A 23,014-nucleotide genomic window follows, 5' to 3' on the forward strand; every position below is an offset into this window, starting at 1 on the left:
GAGAAGGACCCCCATGCCCCTGTGGCCCGTCTACACCGGTACGAAGGAGCCGCACGACGGCATCACCGCGCTGCCCGCGCCGCCGCCCTGGCGGGCCTTCGACGGCGGCCCGGAACTGGCCACCCCCGCCGACGCCGACGACACCTCGGCCACCTCGCCGGACCGCACCCACCGCGCCGCGACCTACCAGGCCACCCCGAACACGGTCCAGCTCGTCAACGCCGCCCTCTACCTGCGCCGCCCGCTGCTGGTCACCGGCCCGCCCGGCACCGGCAAGTCCTCCCTGGCCTACGCGGTCGCCCGCGAACTGCGGCTGGGCCCGGTGCTGCGCTGGAACATCACCAGCCGCAGCACCCTGCACGACGGCCTCTACCAGTACGACCCGCTCTCCCGCCTCTACGCGGCCCGCCAGTCGGCCGCGGCCCTCGCACCGGGCGCCCCCGTCCCCGAGTCCGGCGTCGAGGACCATCTGCGTCTCGGCCCGCTCGGCACCGCGCTCCTGCCCTACGGCCGGCCCCGCGCCCTGCTCATCGACGAGATCGACAAGAGCGACCTCGACCTGCCCAACGACCTCCTCAACGTCCTGGAGGAGGGCCAGTACGAGATCCCCGAACTGGTCCGCGCCGCCCGGCACTCCCCCGCCGCCGAGGTGATGGTCGACGGCACCGACGAACGCGTCGGCGTGGAGCGCGGCCGGGTGCGCTGCCGGGCCTTCCCGTTCGTCGTCCTCACCAGCAACGGCGAACGCGAGTTCCCGCCGGCCTTCCTGCGCCGCTGCGTCACGCTCCGGCTCCGCCAGCCCGACGACCAGCAGCTCGCCGGGATCGTCCGCGCCCACCTCGGCGAACCGGACTCCTACGCCGAGTCGCTGATCACCCGGTTCCTGTCCCGGGTCGGCGGCGGCGACCTCGCCACCGACCAGCTCCTCAACGCCATCTACCTGGCCCGGTCCTCCGACCTGAACGACAGGTCCCTGGACGAACTGGCCGAGCAGCTGATGCCGTACCTCGGCGAGGCCACCCGGACCGATGCCTTCTGACCACCCGGCCCCGCTCGCCCGCCTCGCCGGCCTGCTGGCACAGGCGGGCGGCGGCGTGCGTCCCACCCCCCGGGAACTGGCCGAACTGCTGTGGCTGGCGGGGCGGATGGAGCGGCAGGAGGGGGAACCGGCGAGTCCGCCGGGAGAGGCGGCCGTACGGCAGGACCCGCCGCCCGGAGAGCCCGCCGCCCCGCCGCCGCCCGACCCGGCGGAGCCCCCGGCCGCGGGGAGCACGGAGGAGCCCACCCGCACCCCGCTGCACCTCCCCTCCCCGACCCCGTCCCCCGGCACGTACGCCTCCCTCCTGGCGCCCGCGCCGCCCATGCTGCGCCACCCGCTGGCCCTGCAACGCTCCCTGCGCCCCCTCAAACGCCGTACGGACGCCCCGTCCGGCCACCGTCTCGACGAACCGGCCACCGCCGACCGCATCGCCCGCCTCGGCGCGGCCCCCGCGTGGTGGCTCCCGGTCCTGCGCCCCGCACGGGAACGCTGGCTGCGGCTGAACCTGGTGTACGACGACGGTCCGACGATGCCGGTCTGGCACCCGCTGCTCCGCGAACTGCACACGGCGCTGGCCCAGTCGGGGGTGTTCCGGACGGTGACGGTGCACCGGTCGGCCGCGGACGGCACGGTGAGCGGCGCGGGGCTGCCCGGGGACGGCCGCACGGTCACACTCCTGATCAGCGACTGCATGGGCCCGCAGTGGCGACCGGGCGAGGCGGGCGCGCGGTGGTACCGCACGCTGCGGCGGTGGGCGCGGCAGATGCCGCTGGCCCTGCTCCAGCCGCTGCCCGAACACCTGTGGCGTGACACGGCGCTGCCGGCCGCGCCGGGCCTGCTGTCGGCGCCGTTCCCGGCGGCACCGACGTCGGCGCTCACCTTCACGCCGTACGAGGAGGAGGTACCGGAGGGGTCGCTGGTCCTGCCGGTGCTGGAGGCCGCCGGGCCGCGGTGGCTGGCGAACTGGGCCGGGCTGGTGGCGTCGGCGGGCGGGGCGCGGTTCCCGGGCGCGGCCGCACTGCTGGACGGCGGCGTGCGGGGCGACTCCCGTACGGACGTGTCCCGTCTCTCCGCCGAGGACCTGGTCCTGCGGTTCCGGGCGACCGCGTCCTCCGAGGCGTTCCGGCTGGCGGGGCATCTCGCGGTCGGCCGGCCCGATCTGCCGGTCATGCGGCTGGTGCAGCGGGCGGTGGAGCCGGATCCGCGGCCGCAGCACCTGGCGGAGGTGATCGTGAGCGGGGTGCTGGTGGCGGTGCCGGGGCCGCCGGGGTCGTACGCGTTCCGGCCGGGCGTGCGTGAGCTGCTGCTGCGCACCCTGCCGCGGACGGCCCGGAACGGCACGAGCGAACTACTGGCCCGGGTGGGCGAGTTGATCGAGGAACGGGCGGGAGCGGCACCCGGGGAGTTCCGGGCGGTGGCCCCGGCGGCGGGCGGCACTTCCCAGGGCGGGGACGGCGAGGCGTTCGCGACGGTGCGGACGGAGAGCGTGCGGCGGCTGACGGGGGGTGGAGGCGATGCGGCACCGGCTGCGGACAGCGGGCACTCGGGCGGCGACAGCGGGCGCTATCGCCTGCTGCGGCGATTCGTGCCAGGCGGGTCCGCCTGGCTGGCGGAGGACCGCGAGACCGGCCGGCAGGTGGTCCTCCGCCGCCACCGGCAACTCCGCGTCTCCGGTGGGCAGGAGGCGTTCCTGCGCGATGCGGAGAGGCTGTACGCGTTCGGGCACCGCAACGTCGCGCACGTCAGCGACTTCGGTATCGAGGGCGGGACGCCGTACCTGGCCATGGAATACGTGGACGGGATCCCTCTCAACAGACTTGCGGCACCGAACGGTTACCGCCTTCCCGGCCCCCTCCTCGTGTCGATCGGAACGCAGCTCGCCCAAGCCGTCGGTGCCCTTCATGACGCCGGTGTCGCGCCCGTGGACCTGGGCCCCTCCCGCATCATGCTGCTGCCCGACGGGACCATCAAGCTGGTCGGCCTGGTGCTGGACCAGACGCCAGGGGCGGCGACACGGTCGAAGGACCTGTCCTCGCTGTGCCAGGTCCTGGTACTCCTGGCCATGGGGGAACTCCCCCGGCTGTCACCGCCCATCGCGCCGGAACAGCTGCGCCACCTGCCGAAGTCCCTGTGCGAACGTTACGCGCACGCCCTGACGCTGCTCCTGTCCCCGCCGCCCCTGCAGACGTCCGGCAGAGAACAGCTCACCGACGGTGAGCTGCTGCTGCGAGCCCGGAGGGAGTACCGGCAGCGCTTCTACCGCGTCCTCGGCCCGCTGACCGCCGAGATCGCCGGTGACGCCCTGGTCCTCGGCCCCCTGGAGGGCGCGGCGCTGGTCATGCTGTTACTGCGCCACGGTCGCGAGGTGACCCGCGACACCCTGCGGAAGGGGCTGTGGAGCCCGGGCGAGGAGCCGACGGACGCGGGCGAGGCCGTGGACCGGATCGCGGCCCGGCTGTGGCGGGCCCTGGGTCCCGGCGTGCTGGCGGTGGCCCCCGACGGCTACGCGCTCCACACCAGCGCCGACCATCTGGACCTCGTCCACTGCGAGGATCTGGAGCGGACGGCCACCACGCTCGCCGCCCAGGGCGACCTTCGAGGGGCACGGGCCCGCCTGGTGTCGGCCCTCGGCCTGTGGCGCGACCCGAACCCCCTCGCGGACCTCCCCGGGCCCGCCGCCCGTACCGCCCGCACCCGCTTCCAGCAGCTTCGTCTCGCCCTGCACCACAAGGTCGCCGCGCTCGATCTGGACCTCGGCGAGTACGAGCGCGCGGCCACCGAACTGACCGGCCTCCTGCGGGTGTACCCCTCCCGCGAGGACTTCCGGCGTCTGCTGCTGATCGCGCTGCAACGCCTCGGCCGCACCGACGAAGCCCTTGAGGTCTACGAGGACTACGAGCTCGCCGGCGGTGACGACCCCGAACTGCGGGCCATAGGGCACGAGTTGCGGGCGGAGTTCCGGGAGCCGGGCGACGAGGGCGAGTACGAGGGACCGGGCCCCGAACTCCGGGCCCCCGACGAACCGGAGGGCTCCTTCCCCACCGAGGAGTCACTGCCGTCGATCTTCGCGATCGAGGAGGAGGCGGCCGCCGCCGTCGAGGCACCGCTGCCGCAGAACGTCGTACCCGAGAGCCTGTTCGCGGTGGAGGATCCACTGGGCGAGGAGGAGCCGCCCCACGAGACCGAGGACGGACACGACCCCGACTCCGACCCCGACGCCGGCTCCGGGGACTCCGCCTGGGGGCCGCCCCCGCCCACCTACCGCACCCTGGTCACCTTCGAATTCGCCGACGCCCCCCGGCACCCGGACGACGTGGCGGCGCTCGGCCGGGCGGTCACCCGGCTGGTGGCGGACGCCGCTCTGCGCGCCGGCGAGTACGTGATGACCGCCCACGGCCACGGCTGCTCGCTGCTGACGGAGCCGGACGTCTCCGGGCTGCCGCTGGTCCTCGCCACGATGCGGCGGTTCGAGGACGAGGTGCTGAAGCTGGGCGGGCTCCGATGGCTGGTGGTCTTCTCCTGCGTGCGGGAGGACGGCCGTGCCGAGGCCCCGGCCCTGTCGACGGTTCGCCGCACGCTGGACGCGGCCGACGACCGGCGGGGCATCATCGCCGTACCGCAGCTGATCCGGGACGAGCTGGAGGACGACACCGGCCCCGCCCCGTGGCTGCTGCCGCTGCGCCGGGGGACCGGCGAGGGCTGGTACCGGCTGTGCCTGCTGACACGTCCGCTGTACGACGGCACGCGCGGGGCGCCACCCGTGCACGGGCCCTACCCGCTGCCGGACGGGGACCCCTTCCCCGAGCCGACGGGAGACACCAGGACCGTCGTGTACGAGCTCACGGGTGACGGCAGATTCAGCTTCGCCCGGATCCCCGAGGCGACCGGCTACTACGAGGTGGGCCTCACCGAGCACCGGCTGGAGCTGGACGTGTCCCAGGGGCCCTTCCGCGCCGTGGGAGAGGCACGATGGCGCATCACCGACCTGCTCCAGGTGGCCGCCCTCGGCATTCTCACCACCCCGTCCGACGCCGTGGTGAACTGCCTGCGGGGACAGCTTCGCTCTCTGTCCGAGACCTACCCGCGTACCTACGTCAACCAGGCGCAGGCCGAACTCGGCACCGGACCCGGACGGAACGCACTGCGCGGCCTCTCCATCCACTGGGATCTCACGCTGACCACGACCCACGACCCCTACCCCGTGCCGCCGGCCCGTCCGGAGCGGGTCGATCTCAACGCCCGGCTGCGCCGGGCGGACGCGGTCATGTTCGGCTTCGACGGCACGCTGGCCCGGCTCCGCCCGGACGACCCGGCCCCGGAGATCCCGCTCCTGGCCCGGCTGCTCGGTCCGGATCCGCTCGGCCGTCCCCCGGCACTGGACCCGCGGAACGTCTCCCCGGAGCTGCGCGCGCGCCTCGTCGCGCTGGTGACGCGGTCGGCCGAGCGGTTCGTCCCCGTCCCCGACGCCGACCTGGTGATCCGTACCCTCGCCGACATGGGCCTGGAGCTGGCGGTCGTCACCGACTGCGACCCCTACACGACGGCCGCGTACCTGCTCCGGCGCGGGCTCCTCGACTGCCTGCACGGCGGCGTCCACGGGCGCGACGGGCTGCACTCACCGCTGATGCCCGACCCGCACGCGGTGTCGCGGGCCCTGCGGCACCTCGGCGTCCGTCCCTCGAAGTGCCTGATGGTCGGCGCCACCGAAGCCGAACGGCGGGCCGCCCGGCAGGCCGACGTTCCCTTCTTCCACGTCGGCGGCGAACCGGGCCTGCGTCCCCTCCTCGAAGCCGCCCGCACCCTGTAGCCGGGAAACCCCCCATTCAGCCGCGCCCCGCCCGGCCCTCCCCCGAAGGCGCGCCGTCCGGATCCCCCGGAGGATGCGAAGCAGGCCGCCGACCGGCGGTGCCACCCCGTACGGCCCGCGCACTCGGGAGGATCTGCCGTGACCGTCAGTCTGGAGCAGTTGCGCCGCTGCCATTTCGCCGTCGATCTGGGGGCCGCCCGCACCCGGGTGTACGTGAAGGGCCTGGGCCTGGTCGTCGACCAGCCTTCCGTGGCCGCCGTGAACACCCGGACCGGCGCCCTGATCGCCGTCGGCGAGTTCGCGGAGAAGATGACGGGCCGGACGCCCGACTACATCCGCGTCGTACGCCCCATCTCGGGCGGTACCGTCGTCGACATCGAGATCGCCCAGCGGATGCTGCGTCATCTGCTCGGTGACAAGATCCGCCGTTCGCTGCGCCGCAAGCCCCGGCTGCGGGCGGCGGCCTGCACCCCGCACGACGCCGACCCGCTGGCCCAACGGGCGACCATCGAGACGCTGGTGGGGCTGGGGGCGCGGCGGGTGGAGCTGGTCGACACGCTGATCGCCGCCGCGGTGGGGTGCGGGATGCCGGTGGAGCGGCCCGAGGCGACCATGATCCTGGTCTGCGGGGCCGCCGCGACCCAGGTCGCGGTGCTCTCCCTCGGGTCGATCGTGTGCGCCGAGCGGATGCCGGTCGGCGGCGAGGCCGTGGACCACGCGATCGTGCAGCACCTGCGGCACGAACACGAACTGATGCTGCCGAGCCAGTCGGTACGGCCCCTGCAGCTCGCCCTGTCCGGGAACGGACTCACCCCGCACGGCCCGGCCTCCACCGAGATCCACGGGCGGGACGTGGCCACCGGTCTCGCCCGCAGCGTGCGGGTCGACACCGCCGCCGTCCGCGATGCCATCCAGACGCCGCTGACCGGGGTGCTGGACGGGATCGGCAAGGTGCTGCGGGACTGCCCGCCCGACCTGGTCGCCGATCTCGCCGACCGCGGGATCATGATGGTCGGCGGCTCGGCGCTGCTCCCCGGTTTCGACCAGTTGCTGCGGCAGGCCACCGGTATGCCGGTGCACATCGCGGAACGGCCGGACGTGTGCGTCGTCCAGGGCATCGGCGCGATGCTGGAGGGCCGCATCGAGCCGCTGGTGCTGGATCCACTGGCCGCCTGAGGCCCTCGGCCTGTACCGCCGTGTACCGATGCGTCCCTGCGCACCCGGTCGCCCCTGGATTAGGCTGGGCTGACCGATGGCGACGGGGGGACGTTCCGTGACAACCGATCTCACCGAGTATCTCGACGAAGCCGCGGCGGTCCCCCGCCTCGCCGTCACCCGCGTCGGAGTGACCGGACACCGTTCGATCCCGCGACGCGCTGCGGGCCGCGTGACCGGCCTCCCCGACCGCCGTCCGGGCCGGCGGATCACGTTCAACTCGGCGCTCTGAGCAAGGGCGACGACGCGCAGTGTCTCTCCCAGTAGGACGGTTTGGGGCGCCCTGGAAGTGAGAGGGCTGCCAGACTTTCTCCGGTGACGAGCCAGGCGCCCGAAAGCCCACCTCTGAGACAGCTGGTCCTCAAGATCCACAGCAGGTGCGATCTGCTCTGTGACCACTGTTACGTGTACCAGCACGCCGACCAGAGCTGGCAGTCCCGGCCGACCTTCATCCGCCCGGAGACCGTGCGTTCCGTCGCCGCCCGGCTGGCCGAGTACACCGCCGCGCGAGCCCTGGAATCCGTGTCGGTGATCCTGCACGGCGGCGAGCCGCTGCTGGTCGGCCCGGCCCGGCTGCGGGACATCTGCGAACAGCTCACCCGCGCCCTCTCCCCGCTGACCACACTCGACCTGCGCATGCACACCAACGCGGTCACCCTCAACCGGCGCCATCTCGACGTCTGCCGGGAGTTCGGGGTCCGGGTCGGCGTGTCGCTCGACGGCGACCGTGCGGCCAACGACCGGCACCGGCTCGACCGCAGGGGGCACAGCAGCCACGACCGCGTGCTCCGCGGCATCCGGCTGCTGCAGGAACCCGAGTACCGTCACCTGTTCAGCGGAGTGCTGTGCACGGTGGACGTGGCGAACGACCCGGTCGCCGTGCACGACGCCCTCACCGAGCTCGCCCCGCCGCGCATCGACTACCTGCTTCCGCACTCCACCTGGGACAGCCCGCCGCCCAACCCGTCCCAGGCCGCCACTCCCTACGCCGACTGGCTGCTCGCGGTCTTCGACCGCTGGGAGCAGCAGGGGCGCCCGATGCCGGTGCGGACCTTCGACTCGGTGCTCAGCACCCTGCGCGGCGGGCCGCCTCTGACCGAGGCGATGGGGCTGGCGCCCAGCGACCTCGCCGTGATCGAGACAGACGGCACCTTCGAGCAGGCCGACTGGCTGAAGACCGCCTACGCGGGCGCTCCCGGGACGGGGTACGACGTCTTCCGGCACGGTTTCGCGGATTTCGCCGCGCACCCCGGTGTAAGGGCCCGGCAGTCGGGCGCCGACGGGATCAGCGAGACCTGCCGCCGCTGTCCGGTGGTCCGGTCCTGCGGCGGCGGTCTGTACGGGCACCGGTACAGCTCCGGGAACGGCTTCGACAACCCCAGCGTCTTCTGCGCCGATCTGCGCTCCCTGGTCGAGGGCATCGCCGACCGGGTGACCGACCCGTCCTTCGCGCCCGCAGTGCTGAGCCGCACCCACCTCGCCTGGGCCCAGTTGGAGTTGGACCGGCTGCTGCTGTGCCGGGTGCAGGAGCATCTGGCGTCCGAGCCGGACTGGGCGGACGCCTGGCGGCTGCTGCTGGCCCTGGACACCGACCCCGAGGCCGCTCCACGGCTGGACGAGGTGCTCGCCCACCCCTATGTGCGCACCTCCCTGAGGCGCTCCCTGCCCGGCCCCGCCGACACGGCCCGGTTCGTGTCGCTGGCCGCCGCCGCGGCTCTGCGTGCGGGGGTACGGGCCACTCTGTCCTGGGACCAGCCCGGTCCCTGGCTGCACCTGCCCACCTGGGGCACCTACCGGCTGGACGCCCCCGGCCGGATCGAGGTCACCGTGGCGCCGGACGCCTTCCGGGTGCGCGGCGGCGGGCACGGATCGGATCCCGACGGCGCCTGGCTCCGGCTCGAGGCACCCGCCTCCACGCGCTGGCGCCCGCTCGGCCGGCTGCCGGTCCGGGACGGCCCGCTCGTCGACGACGCCGACCCCTACCGCGACTGCTATCCCGTCCCCGCCGCCCCGCCGCTCGCGTGCGGCGAGTTCACCGAGCGGCTGAGCCGGGCCTACGAACTGATGGAGAAGGACGCGTCGGACCGGCCCGCCGACCCGAACGTGTTCCGCCCCACCGTCCTCACGCCGCTGGAGGCGGGCAGTGGTCTGATGCTCGGCGCGCACGGGTTCGGCGCACTGGGCGTGGCGGTGGACGTGACGCCCGAGGAGTTCGCCCGGGAACTCCCGCGCATCGGCCGCCGGGCCAGGCTCACCGCCCTGCGCGAGACGGCCGACCTGCATCGGCCGGACAGTCCCGCGGGCACCCTGCTGGACCGGGCGGACGAGGAACTGGGCCGGGAGGCGTACCAGGAGGCGGCAGGCACCCTCACGGCGCTCACCCTGCTGCCCGAGTCGGAACTGACGGCGACGGGTGCGGTGTTGGTGGCCCACATGTGGTCGCAGTGGGCGGGTTGCCGTGGCTGAACAGCACTGTGTCGCCATGGACGATGCGACACGGAAGGACGAACTCGCCCCTCAGTCGGGCTCGTTGGGTGTCCGGCGCGGCGGTGTGCTGATGGCGCACGCCTCGCTGAGCGGTACCGGGCCGCGCCGGAGCTGCTCCGGGACGCGCTGCCGGCCGCGCTCGGCCCCGCGGAGCAGGTCGGCCACCAGGTTGACCAGGAGCAGGCCGCGACCGCCGCGCCGGGCGGAGGCCCGCCAGGGGGTCGGCGAGCCGGACCTTGTCGCGTGCCCGCCAGGGGCGGAACTCGTGCTGGCAGCCTCCGGACAGGCCCTAGTACGGCAGGATTCGCCCGGAAGGCGTCCTGCGGTCGATCTCCTGCCCCCGGGGAGCGGGCCGACGAACTACGCGCACGCGAATCCGACCGTCCATGACGCCCTCCTCTTGCCGAGCCCTGACCGGGCCTGCCGTCCGGTAGGAGGGCCATGCCCCGCGACCGGCATCTCCAAGCCTCATGAACGCCGCGAGTTGGCAATCCGCCGCTCCCCTTCCCCTCACCAGGTGAGGCTTGCCGGACATGGTTCGAAAACTCTCGACAGCGCCATGCCCGTCGGTTGACACTCCCGCAACGCGACGTCATCTCCGCGAAACGAAAGGGGACTTGGCAGGCCGCCGGGGGCAGGCGGCGATGGAACGGCTCCCCGGGTCGGCCGCGACCGACGGCGGCGTGCTGCCGTGGCCCCGAGATGGGGCCTCCTCGGTCGAAACATCGCCGGCGCTCAAGGGGCGCAATCAGCGATATGCGGAACGGCGGAATGCGCGATCCGCCATACGGTCAGCCGTCATGGATTCCCCCGCAGGGACATGAATTCGCCAAGTAAGTCAAGACTTACCTTGAGGGAACCTCGACCGTATGGTGTGGCTCAAATCGAAGGAGCCCCTGTTGCCGAAAATGAATAATCCCGCCGCGCGCGCCGTTGACTTGGAGCGGGATTACGTGTCCTCCTTGTACGAGTTACTCACCGAGCGGCTTTCCGAGGCGCGAGTACACCGAGCGCGTGTGCTGAAGGCCCCGGCGGAAAGCGCCGGTGAGGCATACGAGAGAGAAATCGCCGCCGAGCGTCTGGCCAAGGAAATCGGCCGGCTGGAGGGCGCCGAAAAGGGGCTGGTCTTCGGGCGCATCGACTGGACGGACGGCACGGCCCTGCGCATCGGGCGAATCGGACTGCATACGGAGGAGGATGACCTGCCTCTGCTCGTGGACTGGCGCGCGAACGCGGCGCGGCCCTTCTACGAGGCGACACCGGTCCACCCGATGGACCTGCGGCGGCGCCGGCACCTGCGCCTCGAGGAGCGCACGGTCATCTCGGTGAGCGACGAACTGCTGGACGGGACCGCCCCGACCGACGAGGACGTCGTGGGGGACGGCCCGTTGACCGAGGCTCTGTCGGCACGGCGTACGGGCAGGATGCACGCGGCCGTCGCGACGCTGCAGGCCGAGCAGGACGAGATCGTCCGCTCCGCCCACCGCGGGGTGACCGTGGTGCAGGGCGGGCCCGGCACCGGCAAGACGGTGGTCGCCCTGCACCGGGCGGCCTACGTCCTGTACGCGTTCCCGCGCGCCGCGGAGGAGGGTGTCCTGGTGGTGGGCCCGAACGCCCGGTTCCTCGACTACATCTCCCAGGTGCTTCCCTCGCTCGGAGAGAACGACGTCGTTCTGGCGACCTGCCGGGAACTGGCAGGAGTGTCCACGGAGACGGTGGATCCGTTCGATACGGCGCGTCTCAAGGGCAGCTCCGACCTCGCCGACGCGTTGGCCGGCCTGCTCCGCGTCCACCAGGCCCCCGCCGGTGACTTCACCGTCCGGGTCGGACAGGAACTGGTTCGCCTGTCCGGCGCGGAAGTCGCCACGGCACGCGACGCCGCCGTGGCGTCCGCACCGGGGCACAATCCCGCGCGCCAGGTGTTCAGGGAGCTCCTGGTCGACGCCGTCACCGACGCGCTGCAAAGGGACATGGGCGACCTCCTGGAGCAGATCGACGCCGATGCCGAAAGGATGACGGGCATGAACCTCGACCGGTTCACGGGAGTCGCCCAGCGCCGTGCCGAAGGTGCGGCCGACTCGGGTCCGGTCCACGAGCTGGACCTGGACGCCATCCGAGCCGATCTCCTCGACGACGCCGGCGTCGACCGAGCGGTCGAGGTGTTGTGGCCGCGGCTGGCACCCGGTGACCTCGTGAAGGCGCTCCTGACGAACGCCGGCGCTCTCGCCGAGCGCCTGCCCCGCCTGACCGCGCGGGAGCGGTCCCTTCTGCTGCGCGGTCCGGACGACCCGTGGACCGATGCCGATGTGCCGTTGCTGGACGAGGCGGCGAGCCTGGTCGACGGCCCTCCCGAGCGGACGTACGGGCACGTCGTCGTCGACGAGGCGCAGGAACTGACCGCCATGCAGTGGCGGATGATCGTCCGCCGCTGCCCGGCAAGGGCGATGACGCTGGTGGGTGACTTCGCCCAGGCAGGCCCGGTCGCGACAGCACGCGACTGGCGGGAAGCACTGAGCCCCCACGTCGGACCGCGGTTCACACTGCACAACCTGACCGTCAGCTACCGCACCACGCAGGAGATCCTGGAGGGCGTCCGGGACCTGCTCACGCGGATCGCTCCGGACCAGAAGCCCACACGGTCACTGCGAAGCGGTGAGAGCCCGCGCACCGTGACCACGCCTCCGGACGGGTTGGTCACCGCCCTCGTTCAGGAACTCCGCGCCCAGAGCACCGCGCACCCGGGCGAGCTTCTGGGAGTGATCTGCGCGGACACCAGGGTGAGCGAGCTGACGGCCCGGGGCATCGCTCACCACGCACGCATCGTGCCGGCGTCCGAAGCACGCGGCCTGGAATTCGACGGGGTCGTCGTCATGAACCCCGAGGAAATCATCACGGCCCGCCCCGGTGGGGAAAGGGATTTGTACGTAGCCCTGACCCGGGCCACCAAGCGCCTCTGCACCCTCACCGTCCAGCCCGCCTGACGACTCGGCGCCCGCGTCGTCGCCGCGGGGGCACCCGGCACGGTACGGACACCGGCCCGCGCACGGGGCTGCTCGCCGCCTCACCGATCGTGGCCGCACCCGGCATCACGCGGCCTGGCCGGCGGTCCGGTTCCTCGCCGCGGCCTCCTTGCGGATCGCCGCCTCCGCGACCTGCCGGGCCCGGGCCTGCCGGTGCTTCGTCCTCACCCGCCGCCTCCGGCGGCACCGTCGCCAACCGCGTGGGCAGGTCCGGGTACTTGAGCGGCCGGCTCTTCGAGGGCCGGATCCGCGCCTTCCCTGTATACGACCGGGCGCTCGCCGTCGTCACCGCCGCCTTCACCGGCCGGGGCGGGTCCGGGAGGTGACCGATGTCATTGACAAGCCGATCACCGACGGTTGTCATGAACACATGCTTCTGACCGGGCGCCGTGCGCTGCTCGACGCCGCCCGAGCCCAGGCGGCGGCACGCCCCGGAGTGCTCCTCCACGGCCCCGCCGGCATCGGCAAGTCCACGCTCGTGACGGCCCTGGCCGCCGACGCCCCGCCGGCCGGCACCGTACTGCACTGCTCGCCCGCCGAGGAGGAGACCCGGCTCCCCTTCGCGGGGCTCGTCGGCCTGTTCGCACGGGTCCCGGAGAGCTGCCTGGAGACCCTGCCGCCCGAGCCCCGGGCCGCGCTGCGGGCGGCCCTGCTGCGCGGCCCGGAGCCGGCGGACGACCGGGGCCGGCTCGCGGTGCGCGTCGCCGTCCTCGATGCGTTGCGCGCCCTGGCCGCCACCGGGCCCGTCCTGCTGGTCGTCGACGGTCTGCAGTGGCTCGACGAGCCGACCGCCGAGGTCCTCGCCTTCGCCGTACGCCGTCTCGAAGGACCCGGCATCCGGATGCTCGCCGCCGAGCGGGTGGCGGACGGCGGACAGCCCGAACGGCTGCGCTGCTGCCCGCCCGGCACCGTCGAACTCCCCGTGCCGCCCCTGACCGACGGCGAGACGGCCCACCTGGTCCGCGCCGACCTCGATGCCGACCTGTCCCCGGCACTGCTGCGGGCGGTCCAGGAGACCGCCGCGGGAAACCCCTGGTACGCACGGGAGCTGGGGCGGGCCGCCCGGCACGCCCCGGCGCACCTCGGCTTCGGCGCGACCCCGCCCGTACCCCCGAGACTGCGCAACCTCCTTCTGGAGCAGGCCCGTTCGCTGCCGGAGTCGGTACGGCACACCCTCCTCGTCGCGAGCGCCGCCGCCCGCCCCACCCTGACCCTGCTGCGTGCCGCGGGGCTCCCCGACCCCGCCGCGGACCTCGCGGAGGCCGAACGGCTCGGCATCGCGACGGCCGACGCCGACGGGATCGTACGGTTCCGGCACCCCGTCCTGCGGGCGGCCGTGCACGCCGACGCCCCCGAGCACGGCCGGCGGCAGGCACACGCGCGACTGGCCGAGGCGGCGGCCGGACCCGTGGAGCGGGCCCGGCACCTCGCGCTCGCCCGCCCGTACGAGGACGAGGCCACCGCCCGCACCCTGATGTCCGCGGCCGAGTCCGCCCGCGGCGACGGCTCCCCCGGCGCCGCCTTCGAACTGGCCGCTCTCGCCGCCCGCCGCACCCCCGCCGGGCGCCCGGCCGAACGTGCCGAACGGCTGCTGGCCGCGGCCGAGTACGCGTGCGACGCCGGCCGCCCGGAGGAAGCGGGCGAGGCCGCCGGGGCCGTCCTCGCCCGGTCGGACTCCGCGGCACAGCGGGTGCGGGCCCGCCTGGTCCTGCTGCTCGGCGCCGGGCAGGCGCTGGAGAGCGCCGAGGACCTGATCGCGGAGGGCCTGCGGGACGCGGCCGGCGATCCGCGCTCCGAGGCCCGGCTGCACCACTGGGCCGCCGTACGGGGTCTGCTGTGCGGGGAGTTGGCGGAGGCGGCCCGGCAGGCCCGGCGGGCGGCCCGGCAGGCGGCTGCGGCGGGCGACACGGACACCAGGATCGGGGCGCTCGCCACCCTCGCCCGGGTGCGGTCCCTGGCCGGGGAGCCGGTCGGCGCCGACGCCGCGCTGGAAGAGGCGCTCGCCCTGGTCGGCGGTGCCGGCGGCGGCCCGGAGAGCCGGCGGCTGATCCGGATGCGGGCGATCCTCGCCCTGGACTCCGACCAGGTGACCGAGGCCCGCGACCAGGTCGTCCGGCTCCTCCAGGAGATCGGCGAGTCGGCCGGGGCCGAGGAGGTGACGGCGACCCTGGTGGCGCTGACCCGTATCCAGGTCCGCGCCGGGCACTGCCGTGAGGCGCTGCGTACCGCGGCCCGCTGCTCGCGCGCCCTGCCCCAGACAGCCCCGGCGCTGTACGCGGCGGCACTCGCCGCGACCACCGGCGCCACCGCCGACGAGGCCCGGGGGCTGGCCGCGCGGGCGGTCCAGGCCTCGGAGGCCGACGGCGACCGGCTGTTCCTGCTGCGTGCGCTGGCGGTGCTCGGGCAGGCCGAACTGCTCGGCGGCGATCCGCGCGGGGCGGCGGCCGCGGTCGAGGCGCTGGAGCGCGTCAAGGAGCTGGGCGAGGCCATGTGCGCCGCCGACCCGCCCCTGCTGCACTGGTACGCCGACCTGGCCGAGGCCCTGGTCGTCCTGGGCGAGACGGACGCGGCCGGCGCCGTGCTCCGCGACGCCCGTGCCCGCGTGCCGGACGGCGCGCCCGGCAGCGTACTGGCCGCGCTGGAGCGGGCGGAGGGCCTGCGCGAGGCGGGCCTCGGCCGGGCGAAGGAGGGGGCGGTACGGCTGCGTACCGCCGTCGAGCGGCTGCGCCGGCTCCCGCTGCCCGTGGAGCTGGTACGCGCGCTGATCGCGCTCGGCGCGGTCGAACGCCGGGGCCGCCGCCGCAACGCGGCCCGCGCGGCGCTCGCCGAGGCCCTGGAGACGGCGACCCGGATCGGCGCGGTCCCGCTCGCGTCCCGGGCCCGGGAGGAGCTGGCCCGGCTGGCGGCCGGGGAGCGCGGCGGCGAGGCGGGCGCCGGCGGGCCCGAACTCACGCCCGCGGAGGCCCGGATCGCCGAACTGGTCGGCGGCGGGGCGACCAACAGGGAGGTCGCCGCCGAGCTGTTCATCAGTGTCAAGACGGTGGAGGGGGCGCTGTCCCGGGTCTACCGCAAGTTCGGCGTCCGCTCGCGCACCGCGCTGGCGCACGCGATGGCGGTCGCCGTCATCGCTTCCGGAGCGGCGGTGGACGCGGTCGACGACGACCAACCCACTTCCGCGGCACCGCCGATGACGATCAGTCAGCCCGCGCGCGTCCGCGTCCCCCGCACCTTCGACACCCGCAGTTAACACGCAACGCAAGGGTTACCCCGCTTATGGGGGAAGGGCCGCAGTTCCTACGGTGATCCCGTTCCGCCCGCGGGATTCCGCTCACGGAACGCACTCCCCACCCCCCACCCCCCTCCGGAGGACTTCGGTGAAGTCACGCCTGAAACTGCTCGGTCTGGTCGCCGCGCCGGCCCTGGTCACGGCGGTCGTCCCGGCCGCCTACGCGTCCGACGCCCCGCACACGGCCCGCGCCGCCGTCGCCGGGGACGTCCTGCCCGGCCTGAAGCACAACGCGTCCCGTACCGGCAAGGTCGCGGCCGGCAAGCGGATATCGGTGGCGATCAGCCTGACTCCGCGCGGCGGTACGGCACTTGACACCTTCGTGGCCAAGGTCAGCGACCCGCACTCGGCTTCGTACGGCCACTATCTGACGAAGCGGCAGTTCGCGGCCCGGTTCGGCCGGACCGACGCCGAGGTGACGAAGCTCCGGGACTACCTGCGCTCGCAGGGGGTCACCGTCGGCAAGGTGCACTCGGGCAACCTGCTGGTCGACGCCAGCGGCACCGCCGCCCAGCTGCAGAAGGCCTTCGGCACCGAGCTGTCGACCTGGAAGGACGCCGCCTCGGGCCGCTCCTTCTACGCCAACGACAACGCGCCGACCCTCCCGTCCTCCCTCGCCTCCCTGGTCAGCGACGTGGCGGGCCTCAACAACCGCGTCCAGCTGCACCACCAGGCGACCCCGCACACCGTCTCCCCGCACGACGGCCCCGGCGGCGGCTACACCCCGGCCCAGCTCAAGGGCGGCTACAACGTCTCCAGCACGTACACCGGCAGCGGCCAGAAGATCGCGCTGCTCGAGTTCGACGGCTTCCAGCAGTCCAACATCACCAAGTACGACACCAACTACAGCCTGGGTTCGCCCACCCCGACCGTGTCCAAGGTGGACGGCGGTTCCGGCTCGCTCGGTGACGGCCAGGTCGAGGTCGAACTGGACATCGAGGTCCTGCACGCGATCGCCCCGAAGGCGAACGTGACCGTGTTCGAGGGCCCCAACTCCGACGCCGGCGAGGTCGACACCTACCAGGCCATCGTCGACAGCGGCATCCCGACCACCTCGATCAGCTGGGGCGCCGCCGAGAGCCAGCGCACCACCTCCAACATCAACGCCGTGGACGCCGTCTTCAAGACGGGCGCCGCCGAGGGCCTCGGCTTCTACGCGGCCTCCGGCGACGACGGCTCGGACGACGCGGGCGACGGCACCACCTCCGTCGACTACCCGGCGAGCGACCCGTACGTCACGGGCGTCGGCGGCACCAAGCTGACCGTCACCTCCGCCAACGCCTTCAGCAAGGAGGTGGCCTGGTCCGGCGGCGGTGGCGGCAAGTCCTCCGTCTTCAAGATCCCGAGCTGGCAGACGGCCGTCCAGAAGAGCGCGGGCGGCGGCTACCGCCAGGTCCCGGACGTCTCGGCGCACGCCAACCCCAGCCCCGGCGTCTCCATCTACTCGCAGGGTTCCTGGTCCTCGGTCGGCGGCACCAGCGCGGCGGCCCCCGAGTGGGCGGCGTTCGCGGCCCTCTACAACCAGCAGGCCGCGGCGAAGGGCAAGGCCAACCTCGGCTTCGCCAACCCCGCCCTCTACACGGCGAGCGGCACCGGCTTCCACGACATCACCAGCGGCAGCAACGGCGCCTACTCCGCGGCCTCCGGCTGGGACTTCACCACCGGCTGGGGCTCGTACAACGCCGCGACCCTGGCCACGAAGCTCCTCGGCTGACCCCACCTCCTGAACCACCGGGTGCGTCCGGCCCGGCCCCGGCCCCGAGTCCTGCCTTCGGACCCGGGGCCGGGCCTTTGGTGTCTGCCGGGCCTCTCGAACCCCGTGGGCCGCCGGCGGTCCGTCACCTGACGTCGACGAAGTCGCCCGCGGCGGTGGCCGGACCGGTGGTGGCGGTGCCGGGGAACAGGAAGCGGAAGTAGCCGTCCGTCTTCGCCCCGGTCGTGGTCCTCAGCGTTCCGCCGCTGCCGCTGGTGACGGTCTTCAGGGTGGTGTACGTGGAGCTGCCCTTCTTGCGGAACTGCAGCCGTACCGGCTGCCCCTGGTAGCCGGTGTAGCCGCCGCTCTCCCAGTCGGCGCGGGTGAGCCTGCCGGTGACCGTGACGGTCCGGCCCTTCCTCACCGGCTCGGGCGAGGCGTTGACCGTCACCTTGGCCAGGCGCTTGAACCGGGCCGTGCCGGCGACGTCGGTCTCCGTCCAGTCGTCGCCGGTGTCCTGGGCCGCGGCGAGCACCTTCCAGGTGCCGGCGAGGCTGTTGTGGCGGACGTCGCGTGCGGCGTCCACGCCGAAGCTCACCTCGCAGGTGACGGTGGTGCGGTCGGCGGAGGCCGCGGTGCAGGTACCCGCCGGCGGGTACAGCGGCAGGATGCCGTCGGCGTCATCGGTGTTCGGACCGTGCCACAGGTAGGCCCAGGACGCGGCGACGCCGTCCGGGTCCTTCGCCGTCCAGGTGATCCTGACGGTCTTCCTGGTGGTCAGGCCGAGCACGACGTCCTTGCCGCCGTTGACGACGACGTCCGAGAACGCCGTACCGCCGGACGCGGCCCGGTCCGCCGCCCGGGCGGTCGCCGGAATCACGGACACGGCAAGGGCGGTCGTCAGGGAAGCGACGGCGAAGGCCGGGCGGATGCGCATGGGGTCCCCCTTCGGGCTGGCCGGCCTCGCCGTCTCGTCGTACGGCGGAGCCTGATGGTGTGTCACCGGTGGCTAGACCCGCGAGGGCCGGTCCGGGTTGCCCCGTTCTCCGAACCGATGTCCGCATCCGCCGGATGGGCGGCCCGACCCGGCCACGAGGGACCTCGGCGTCTCCTGTCCCAACCGCATCCCAGCGGTGCCCCGTCCCCGCAGGTCACAGGCGTGCGACTGTCCCGCCGTCCCTGCCGGGGAGCAGCGGATCCGCTGCGGGACCAGCCCTGCCAGCCTGATCCGTGCCGGGGCCTCCCGGTCACCGATCTGAGGGGGAACACCAGATGGGACGAAGGACGCTTCTGCGGGGTCTGACCCTCGCCGTGGCAGCGGTCCTGCCCCTGTACGGGTCCACGACGGTACAGGCGGCGCAGTCCGCCGCGGCCGCCGCGGTCGCGGTCTGCGGGCACACGAGCGCACAGCCCACACTGCAGCGGGGCTCGACGGGGGATCCGGCCGTCGAGGCACAGTGCGAGCTCGATCTGGCGACGAAGCCGAGCCGGAACACGCCGATCGCGGCGGACGGCTCGTTCGGGCCGGCGACGGAGACGCGGGTCAAGGAGTTCCAGCGGTGCGCCGGACTGGACGCGGACGGAGTGCTCGGCCCGCAGACCTGGGCGGCGCTGAACACCTGGGCCGCCCAGCCGCACACCTGCGCGACCCAGGGCACGTCGGGCACGGCGCAGACGACCGTGTGCGGCCACACCGACACCCGTCCGAGCCTGCAGAAGGGCGCGAAGGGCACCGAGGTCGAGGAGGTGCAGTGCCGGCTGAACCTCGCCATGGAGCCCTTCCACTACCCGCCGCTGACGATCGACGGCGACTTCGGGGGCGGCACCGAGAGCCGGGTCATCGAGTTCCAGCACTGCGCAAACCTCGGTGCCGACGGCGTCGTGGGCCCCAACACCTGGGCGAAGCTGGTGGACTGGTCCAGTCGTAACACGTACTGCACGCCGCCGCGCCCCGCCGGCTATCCGATCGACGGCCTGGACACGGCCAAGTACCAGCACCCGGGCGGCGCGCCGATCGACTGGAAGGCCGTGAAGGCCTCGGGTGTCGAGTTCGCGACGGTCAAGGCCACTCGCGGCCTGAACGTCACCGACGAATACCTCGCCACCGACCTGCCGGCGGCCAGGGCGGCGGGGCTGGCCGTCGCGCCGTACCACTTCTACACGGGCACCGCGGCCGACACCGGTGCCGCGCAGGCCGACCGGTTCATCGCCGCCGTGCGGGCCACCGGCTACACCGGGCAGCGGGCGGGCGACCTGCCTCCGGTGTTCGACCTGGAGCGCATGGACGACGGCACCGGACGCTGCCCCACCTACGGCACGGTGGCCGACGCCAGGGCCTGGCTCGACAAGGTGGAGGCGGCCTTCGGCCGTACGCCGGTCATCTACACCCAGAAGTCCTTCCTGGACGACTGCCTGGGCTCGACCACCGCCTTCGCCCGGTATCCGCTGCAACTCGCGGACTACCGCCAGTCGATCACCCAGCCGCCGGTGCCGAACGGCTCGACGACCTGGGCGATGTGGCAGTACACCGACGCCGCGCTGTTCCCGGGCATCAAGGCACCGGCGACCGCGGACGTGTTCAACGGCACCCAGGCCGACCTGGACCGGCTGGCCAACCGGTGATCCCGGCCGCACCCACCGTCGTACCGAGGAGAATCCCCATGACCGCCCGGTTCGCCCGCGCGTCCCTCGTCGCCCTGCTCGTCACCCTTGGCTTCACCGTCCCGGCGCCCGCCTCGGCCGCCACCGCCACCGCCACCGCCACGAGCTGTTACGGCGGAGCGGTCACGGTGCACTACGGGGACGTGCTCGACTTCGGCCCGTACTGGACGACGAGCCGCTGCAACGACATCAACATGCGCGTCATCGGCGGCGACGCGGAGTACGTCGTCGCCTGCGTGAAGTTCGCGAAGACCGGCGTCTGCAACCGCTGGACCAAGGTCGGCTGGAGCTGGACGACCATCGCCACCGACGTCCTGGACGGGACCAAGTTCACCGTGCCCAACGGCGTGGACCTGGAAGGCAGTTCCGCGACCATCCAGATCGCCTTCTGACACCCCCCTCACCCGAACGGAGACCATCATGACCAGGAACAGGACGTTCGCCTCGGTTCTGATCACCGCGGGCGCGCTGCTGGGCGTGGGCGTCGCACCCGCCTCCGCGCAGCCCTCGGCCGCCGCGACCAGCTGCTACGGCGGCGCCAGAACCCTGACGTACCACTACTCCACGTCGCCCGTGTCCTACGGCACCTATACGACATCCTCGCGGTGCAACGACATCAACATGAGGCTCCTCACGGACAGCCCGGCGGGGGTGTTCCTGTACGCCTGCGTGGTGTTCGTCGACCACACCACCAAGTGCAACAACGACGACACCTACTCCCTGCACGGTACCGAGTGGGCGACCGTCGCCACCGACGTCAAGGACGGCACCCACTTCGTCCTGCGGGTGGGCCCCTACGACACCGACGCGCAGAACGTGACGTTCCAGATCGCCTACTGACCTCTGCCCGCACCACCGTCACCGAGAGTTCCCGAAAGGACGACCATGACCTCCTCCTTCCGTCCCATCGACCGCCGTACCATGCTGCGCGGCACGCTGGCCGCCGGTGCCGGCGTCGCCTTCGGCCAGCTGCTGTTCTCGGGCACCGCACAGGCCTATGCGTGGTCGCGCACGCTGACCCAGGGCGCGACGGGTGCCGACGTGACCGAACTGCAGATCCGGATCGCGGGCTGGGCGGCGGACAGCGCCAGCCAGAGCCGGGTCGGCATCGACGGGGACTTCGGCCCCGGTACGGCGGCTGCCGTACGCCGGTTCCAGGCGGCGTACGGTCTCGGCGTCGACGCCGAGGTCGGCCCCAACACCCAGGCGAAGCTCAACTCGCTGGAGCAGTCGGACGGCTCCACGCTGCACTTCAACTGGAGCGAGTTCTACAACCAGACGGACGGCACCTTCAACGGCGGCAAGCTGAGCGCGTCGCAGGTGAAGGAGAACGTCCGGCGCTGCATGTACAAGCTGGAGGCGCTGCGCAAGAAGCTGGGCGACAAGCCGATCACGGTCAACTCCGGCTTCCGCAGCATCGCGCACAACGCCGAGATCGGCGGGGCCAGCGACAGCATGCACCTGTACGGCACGGCGGCCGACCTCGACGTGCCCGGCGTGGCCACCAAGACCGTCTACCAGAAGGCGGAGACCTGCGGGTTCTCCGGGCTGGAGACGTACACCGTCGACCACCAGCACGTCGACAGCAGGGCCGACCTGGGCCGTGCCTGGTGGTGGGAGAACGGCACGGTCTGACGCCGCTCTCGGGGGAGCGGAGCTCCGGGTACCGCCGCTTCGGTACCCGGAGCTCCGGGCTTCGGCGCCTCAGCGCTTGCTCTTCGGCCTGCCCGTCGGCGTGCTCTTCAGCGCCGCCTCGCACGAGGGCCAGTCGTGGAAGTCGTGCCGGACGCTCCACAGCCGGTGGGCCGCCCTGATGTTCCAGTCCGGGTCGAACGCCCGCAGCGGGGTGCCGTCGAGGTCCCGCAGGCGGGCGTCGGAGATCTGGAACACGCCCCAGTTGCGGCTGCCGTTGGTGTTGGGCAGGACGTACAGCGGGTCGAGGAACGACGCGCAACGGGCGACGGCCACGGCGGTGCCGGGATCCTCGACGAACACCTCCCGGACCCGCTGCGCCACCTTCGCCGGCGACCAGGTCGTCATGCTCACCCGCTGTGCGTAAAGCGCCTTCTTGGTGGCGTCGTCGACCACGTTGGTGGCCGGCAGACCCGCCAGCACCTGGAACGCGGTCAGTCTCCGCAGGGTCTCCGGCCCGAAGTCGCCGTCGACGGCGAGCGTGCCCTTCGCCCGCGTCAACAGGGTCTGGACCTCGCGCACGCACTCGTCGTGCTGCCCCATGCTCACCGTCGTGCACGCGGGTGAGTACAGCAGCCCGCCGGTCGCCGGCGCGTCACCGGCGGAGCTCCCGACGGGCAGCCACACGAAGCCGGCCACCAGCACCACCGCGACCACGGCGGCCAGCATCGCGGGACGGGAGGACAGCCTCTCGGACCACCGGGACCGGCTCGGCTTCACGGTCTCTTCGGGGGTGACCTCCGGCGGGGTGAGGTCGCCGGCTCCGGCGCCCGTCCGCGCGGGCACGGCAGACTCGTCCGGCTCCTCCCGCGGTCCGCGCTCCGGGTTCTCCTTGACGGTCGCGGCCGGTGCGTCCCGGTCGGTGTCCGCCAGCGCCCACAGCCGGTGCAGTTCGCGGAGTTCCTCCGCACTGGCGCCGCACACCTTGGCGAAGGCGTGCACCACCCGGTAGTCGGTCGGGACGCCGAGGCCGGAGCAGTACCGGTGCAGGCTGGAACCGCTGACGCCCGCCTCCTTGCCGAGGCGGTCGTAACCCCGGCCGCTGCGGTCCTTCAGCATCCGCAGGTGGGCGGCGAACTTTTCGGTCTGCTGAGAGGCAACCACGCGTCCCCCC

Annotated in this window: 15 protein-coding genes; 12 read left to right on the forward strand and 3 right to left on the reverse strand. The window is 73.3% G+C overall.

From position 1 onward, the window contains the following. Positions 1-13: 13 nt before the first annotated feature. The 5 genes from ACZ5K7_RS07595 (at position 14) to fxsBH (ending at position 9,527) form a co-directional block, all read left to right on the forward strand. Positions 14-1,039, forward strand: a complete 1,026-nt coding sequence (locus ACZ5K7_RS07595) for an AAA family ATPase (protein ID WP_468911564.1) — start codon at positions 14-16, stop codon at positions 1,037-1,039. Continuing rightward, positions 1,029-5,846, forward strand: a complete 4,818-nt coding sequence (locus ACZ5K7_RS07600; protein ID WP_468911567.1) for an SAV_2336 N-terminal domain-related protein — start codon at positions 1,029-1,031, stop codon at positions 5,844-5,846. Before ACZ5K7_RS07595 ends, ACZ5K7_RS07600 begins: the two co-directional genes overlap by 11 nt. A gap of 138 nt (positions 5,847-5,984) precedes the next feature. After that, the gene (locus ACZ5K7_RS07605; protein ID WP_351691903.1) at positions 5,985-7,022 is read left to right on the forward strand and encodes a rod shape-determining protein; all 1,038 of its coding nucleotides are present in this window, start codon (positions 5,985-5,987) and stop codon (positions 7,020-7,022) included. 97 nt (positions 7,023-7,119) lie between these two features. Further along, on the forward strand, positions 7,120-7,293 hold the full coding sequence (locus ACZ5K7_RS07610) for a hypothetical protein (RefSeq protein ID WP_468911570.1): 174 nt from the start codon (positions 7,120-7,122) through the stop codon (positions 7,291-7,293). A gap of 83 nt (positions 7,294-7,376) precedes the next feature. Then, positions 7,377-9,527, forward strand: a complete 2,151-nt coding sequence (fxsBH, locus tag ACZ5K7_RS07615; RefSeq protein WP_351691897.1) for a radical SAM/SPASM protein FxsBH, inactivated beta-hydroxylase extension form — start codon at positions 7,377-7,379, stop codon at positions 9,525-9,527. A 51-nt stretch (positions 9,528-9,578) separates the two neighbouring features. On the opposite strand, the gene ACZ5K7_RS07620 is transcribed toward fxsBH, so the two are convergent. After that, positions 9,579-9,713, reverse strand: coding sequence for a hypothetical protein (locus ACZ5K7_RS07620; protein WP_468911574.1), 135 nt, complete (start codon positions 9,711-9,713; stop codon positions 9,579-9,581). A gap of 743 nt (positions 9,714-10,456) precedes the next feature. Between ACZ5K7_RS07620 and ACZ5K7_RS07625 the strand changes: the two genes are divergently transcribed. The 3 genes from ACZ5K7_RS07625 (at position 10,457) to ACZ5K7_RS07635 (ending at position 17,568) form a co-directional block, all read left to right on the forward strand. Further along, the gene (locus tag ACZ5K7_RS07625) at positions 10,457-12,529 is read left to right on the forward strand and encodes a HelD family protein (protein WP_468912003.1); all 2,073 of its coding nucleotides are present in this window, start codon (positions 10,457-10,459) and stop codon (positions 12,527-12,529) included. 409 nt (positions 12,530-12,938) lie between these two features. Then, positions 12,939-15,815: a helix-turn-helix transcriptional regulator gene (locus ACZ5K7_RS07630; RefSeq protein WP_468911577.1), complete on the forward strand. Its 2,877-nt coding sequence runs from the start codon at positions 12,939-12,941 to the stop codon at positions 15,813-15,815. 127 nt (positions 15,816-15,942) lie between these two features. Further along, positions 15,943-17,568, forward strand: a complete 1,626-nt coding sequence (locus ACZ5K7_RS07635; protein WP_468911580.1) for a S53 family peptidase — start codon at positions 15,943-15,945, stop codon at positions 17,566-17,568. Between the two features lie 124 nt (positions 17,569-17,692). On the opposite strand, the gene ACZ5K7_RS07640 is transcribed toward ACZ5K7_RS07635, so the two are convergent. Further along, positions 17,693-18,484 (reverse strand): hypothetical protein, encoded by a 792-nt coding sequence (locus ACZ5K7_RS07640; RefSeq protein WP_351691824.1) that lies wholly within the window; start codon positions 18,482-18,484, stop codon positions 17,693-17,695. Between the two features lie 335 nt (positions 18,485-18,819). Here ACZ5K7_RS07640 and ACZ5K7_RS07645 point away from each other — a divergent pair, with 335 nt between their 5' ends. The 4 genes from ACZ5K7_RS07645 to ACZ5K7_RS07660 are packed head-to-tail and all read left to right on the forward strand — an operon-like array spanning position 18,820 to position 21,843. Beyond that, positions 18,820-20,169, forward strand: coding sequence for a GH25 family lysozyme (locus tag ACZ5K7_RS07645; protein ID WP_468911583.1), 1,350 nt, complete (start codon positions 18,820-18,822; stop codon positions 20,167-20,169). A 38-nt stretch (positions 20,170-20,207) separates the two neighbouring features. Then, the gene (locus tag ACZ5K7_RS07650; protein ID WP_468911585.1) at positions 20,208-20,600 is read left to right on the forward strand and encodes a hypothetical protein; all 393 of its coding nucleotides are present in this window, start codon (positions 20,208-20,210) and stop codon (positions 20,598-20,600) included. Positions 20,601-20,628: 28 nt separating this feature from the next. After that, positions 20,629-21,048: a hypothetical protein gene (locus ACZ5K7_RS07655; protein WP_468911588.1), complete on the forward strand. Its 420-nt coding sequence runs from the start codon at positions 20,629-20,631 to the stop codon at positions 21,046-21,048. A gap of 45 nt (positions 21,049-21,093) precedes the next feature. Then, positions 21,094-21,843: a D-Ala-D-Ala carboxypeptidase family metallohydrolase gene (locus ACZ5K7_RS07660; protein ID WP_351691813.1), complete on the forward strand. Its 750-nt coding sequence runs from the start codon at positions 21,094-21,096 to the stop codon at positions 21,841-21,843. A gap of 69 nt (positions 21,844-21,912) precedes the next feature. Here the strand turns inward: ACZ5K7_RS07660 and ACZ5K7_RS07665 are convergent, their stop codons facing one another. Next, positions 21,913-23,004 (reverse strand): helix-turn-helix domain-containing protein, encoded by a 1,092-nt coding sequence (locus ACZ5K7_RS07665; protein ID WP_351691810.1) that lies wholly within the window; start codon positions 23,002-23,004, stop codon positions 21,913-21,915. Positions 23,005-23,014 lie beyond the last annotated feature (10 nt).

This window comes from Streptomyces sp. NPDC031497, assembly GCF_055580905.1.